Genomic DNA, 2,968 nt, shown 5'->3' with positions numbered 1-2,968 from the left:
CTGGGGCACCATGTTGATGGCCTTCTTGGTGGGGGCGGTCTTGGCCTTACCGATACAGGAATTTTCTTTTTGGGCGTTCCCGCACATATATGTGCGGTCGGGCTATATTTTAACGCACTTCGGGCGGCCCTATCGAACCGCCTGCAGCGCTGTTAAAACCAAGCCTCGCTACGCGAGTCTCGGCCCCAAGGGGTCACTATCCCTAACGCAGATGCCGGGAAAATATCAAGAATACTTTTGTCAAATTAATCCGCAATAGAATCGATTATTTTCGTCAGTTTGCTTATTTTTGCGAGTATTTCTTTTTCTTCAAAAAAGCCTTTGTCGAATAAATATGAGGTGTCTACAAAACATATTGTGACATAGTTCCCTCTATGGAATCGAGATTTCTCTATTTTTATATTTTTTTCTAATGCAATAGAAAAGATTTTTTCTTGACATTTTTTTATACAATCTATGTTTGGTTTATTATCTGCTTTAAAACAAATTCTATTTTGTTCTATCTGTAGATAAATTGTAAAATTAAAAGCTTTGCACCATTTCCAATGCCAATAACATCCCCAAAAGCCGCCGTTGGGATTGCTAACATAGCGCCATTCAATATAATCTCCGAGATTATCTTCTAGCCAAGAATAGAATCCTTGCCATGCAAATCCATAATGCATCCACTCATGGTAAGGTTTCGACTTATACTGATTAGAACATTCTTCAACTTCCTTAATTTTCAAAACAAAGTCTTTCAAAATTGTATTATCGGAATTGCTTTTATCAAGAATATTGAGAAGATCTTGTCGCATAAATATTTTGAAATTCCCTTTATCTGCATTTTCACGCAACTTCGTCAAGCATTCGTTACCTGTTTTTAGATATATGCACTTTATGTCATATTGAGTGCCCAAAGCCGTTTCTAATTGCTGGCGATATCTTGCGATTTGATTTCCATGCTCTTGCGTATTGATTTTGTCTTCTATAATTACTGCAATTTTATCGTTTACAATAGCAAGTACGTCAATATGGTATTGTTGCTTCTTGCAAACTACGGATTTTATATCAAACTTTTCATCAACATCTATTATTTTACGAAGAAAATCCGAGGCGGTCTTGTATAATTCAAGATCATATTCGGAGTTCGAAGGATTTGCCCATTCTAAAAGCCAAAGCAGGAAAGCATCTTGGCTTAATTCTGATGTAGCGTAATTAAAAAGATTTGGTTTCATTCAAATCACTCCTGTTTTTTCTTTGTAGTGTTTGATAAAATCTGATTTTTCTTGTAAAGAAAGTGAATGCCAAACGCTTCCATATAGCGATGCCCCCATCACCCAATTCAAACCATTTAGGAGATTATAACAGACATCGCAATAAACACCCGAAAAATGCAGGACGGAAAATGTTTTCCGTTCTGCTTTAGGAATGTCTATGCCGCATTTATCGCATTTAGGCAATTAGCCCTCCATAGGTTTACACTTTTCTTTGTAGCTTGTCTGAAAGCAGTTTTCGCTTGTAAGATTTGATAATGAAGAATACTCTCGTCCGCATTTTTTACAATAGAATCCCATAGTTTTTTTCTCCTATTTTAGGTTGTTGTTTTGTTTGTTGAAATTTAAACTCGACCCGCGACAATAGATGTCGCTTCAAAAGTTTTTTACAATGCGAAATACACCAAAGAAATAGCCGCGACAATTTACGCAATACTTCTCTATCAATTTTTTGGTCATCTGCTTATCAGCCTCCATCGTATACACTTATGGAGTCATGCCCCTGCTCAGCAAGAAACTTCGCCAAATTTTGTATGGATACAAAAAAAGGCGTGAGTCGTTGCATTTACCACCTTGAGGCTCTAGACTAGCCTTTGTACGATAAACGCAAACGACCCACGCCCCAAAAGGGCTGTTGTCAAAAATCAGCTTTCTAAGCCGACGCGACAAACCGAGATACACCGTAAAACGGCATACCTGCGTGAGCGTTCGCCTCGTCCTCGTACATTTTGAAACTGTCTAGATTTCAAGGTGAGAACAAGAGCTAAACTCTTTTTACTCTTTAAAAATAACATAAAAAACTTTAAATAGCTCCGTTACCACCGGAAATTTCTTCAAAAAAGAGCATTTTCTTCAATATTCTAGTATCGCAATACCGAATGAACATAACCGTTGCTTGCATCTGCGGCACGAAAAAAGTATATTTGGAGAAGAAAAGTCCTTGAATGGGGTAGTTTATGTCCTTGGAACTTCTAGAACAAAAATTGCGAATGCTGCCTGAAGACAGTTTTGATGAAGTCGATGAGTTCTTCGATTTCATATTGTTCCGTTTTGAGAAGGAAAGTTCCCAAGACGACTTGAATGAAGAGACCAAGGCTGCCCTTCGCGAAGTGGAAGAGATGAAGGCTGACCCGTCTAAGGGCAAATCCTATACGGATGTCGATACGATGATGCAGGAGCTGCTTGCGTAATGTATTCTGTCAAGCCTACCAAGCAGTTTAAGAAAGACCTTAAACTTATTCAAAAACGTGGCTATGACATACAGAAGATGACCGATGTCATCAAGAAGCTTGCCGCTGGAGAAACGCTGCCCGAGTCCAACCGCGACCATTCCTTATCAGGCAATTTCAGTGGTTGCAGGGAATGTCATATTGAACCTGACTGGTTGCTGATTTACGAAATCGCACAAGAAAGTCTGATTTTGTACTTGACAAGAACAGGAACGCATTCGGACTTGTTCAAAAAGTAAAACCGCCAATAAATTGATGAAAAAAAAGACGGGTGAAGAAAATCTTCACTCGTCTTTAAGTTTTGAAAGGAGATCCCCGGTTATCCCCGTCAAGCGAGGACAGGCGCCGGGGATGACACCTCAAAGGCCGTAAGGCCTCACTCATGCCTCAGAGCGAGCATCGCGAGCGAGCTCATACCCCAAAGGCACGGAGTGCCGACCTCATACCTCTTACAGGCTAATCAGCCCTTCCGTATCCTTGCTC

4 protein-coding genes are annotated in these 2,968 nt (G+C 39.9%); 2 read left to right on the top strand and 2 right to left on the bottom strand.

Annotated elements, in window-relative coordinates; all coding sequences use genetic code 11:
• Positions 1-245: 245 nt before the first annotated feature.
• Positions 246-1,217: a PD-(D/E)XK nuclease family protein gene (locus Q0628_RS07915; protein ID WP_298769844.1), complete on the bottom strand. Its 972-nt coding sequence runs from the start codon at positions 1,215-1,217 to the stop codon at positions 246-248.
• On the bottom strand, positions 1,218-1,442 hold the full coding sequence (locus Q0628_RS07910; RefSeq protein ID WP_298769842.1) for a hypothetical protein: 225 nt from the start codon (positions 1,440-1,442) through the stop codon (positions 1,218-1,220).
• Positions 1,443-2,212: 770 nt separating this feature from the next.
• Between Q0628_RS07910 and Q0628_RS07905 the strand changes: the two genes are divergently transcribed.
• Entirely contained in the window at positions 2,213-2,446 is a 234-nt protein-coding gene (locus Q0628_RS07905) for a hypothetical protein (protein WP_298769840.1), read from the top strand.
• Entirely contained in the window at positions 2,446-2,724 is a 279-nt protein-coding gene (locus tag Q0628_RS07900) for a type II toxin-antitoxin system YafQ family toxin (RefSeq protein ID WP_072810349.1), read from the top strand. The genes Q0628_RS07905 and Q0628_RS07900 overlap by 1 nt, the downstream gene beginning before the upstream one ends.
• Positions 2,725-2,968 lie beyond the last annotated feature (244 nt).

It is taken from the genome of uncultured Fibrobacter sp., assembly GCF_937877005.1.
Classification (GTDB): domain Bacteria; phylum Fibrobacterota; class Fibrobacteria; order Fibrobacterales; family Fibrobacteraceae; genus Fibrobacter.
Note: the sequence above shows the minus strand (reverse complement) of the source record. Positions and strands in the feature narration are given on the sequence as shown.

Bases quoted from the DNA above. Each gene is read 5' to 3' on its own strand.
- Q0628_RS07900 (WP_072810349.1), top strand. From the start codon at position 2,446: ATGTATTCTGTCAAGCCTACCAAGCAGTTTAAGAAAGACCTTAAACTT.
- Q0628_RS07905 (WP_298769840.1), top strand. From the start codon at position 2,213: ATGTCCTTGGAACTTCTAGAACAAAAATTGCGAATGCTGCCTGAAGAC.
- Q0628_RS07915 (WP_298769844.1), bottom strand. From the start codon at position 1,217: ATGAAACCAAATCTTTTTAATTACGCTACATCAGAATTAAGCCAAGAT.